1 protein-coding gene is annotated in these 720 nt (G+C 74.3%); it reads right to left on the minus strand.

Annotated features, from left to right (window positions below):
* Positions 1-75: 75 nt before the first annotated feature.
* Positions 76-720, minus strand: a 645-nt coding sequence (locus tag IH00_RS39425; RefSeq protein ID WP_031080873.1) for a C40 family peptidase, incomplete at its 5' end; no start/stop codon positions are given.

A 720-nucleotide genomic window follows, 5' to 3' on the forward strand; every position in this document is an offset into this window, starting at 1 on the left:
CGGTGCAGCACGCGCTGCGGCGCCTGCGCCCGGCGTCTGCGACCCGTAGAAACGCGCATGCCTGGCTGTGCCGCATCAGCCCGTGATGTGCCGGTAGGCGACGACCTGGTGATGGGGCGGCAGGGGGGCGGTGCGGATGACGGTGCCGGGCTTGGGTGCCTCGATCACCTTGCCGCCACCGACGTAGAGCAGGACGTGGTGGCCATGGTTGGTGATCACCAGGTCGCCGGGGGCGAGGTTCGAACGGGTCGTGCGGTGGCCGTCGTGGATCTGCGTGTACGTGGTGCGCGACACCTCCACCCCCGCGGCCTTCCAGGCCGCCTGGACCAGGCCGGAGCAGTCATAACCGCGCGGCCCCGTGCCGCCCCAGATGTAGGGCTTGCCCAGCTGGGCCCGGGCGAACGACACGGCCCGCACCGCCCCGTTCGCCGGGCTCGCCAACTCCCCCGGAGCGGCATCGATCCGGACGGACGCAGTGGGCGCGGTGGGCGCGGTGGGCGGCCCGGCGGGGCGGGGCGGGGCCAGGTACAGGCGCTTACCGGCGTAGATGGTGGTCGAGGAGCCCAGGCCGTTGGCGTCCTGCAGGGCGGCCACCGTGGTGTGGTGCCGCTGGGCCAGCGACCACAGGGTGTCCCCCGGCCGCAGCAGGACCGTGGTCGGGCCCGGTTTGGGGGACGGCTTCGGCTTGGGCTCGGGCTTGGCCGCGGGCGGATCCGCCGG

Source organism: Streptomyces sp. NRRL S-118, assembly GCF_000716335.1.
GTDB lineage: Bacteria > Actinomycetota > Actinomycetes > Streptomycetales > Streptomycetaceae > Streptomyces.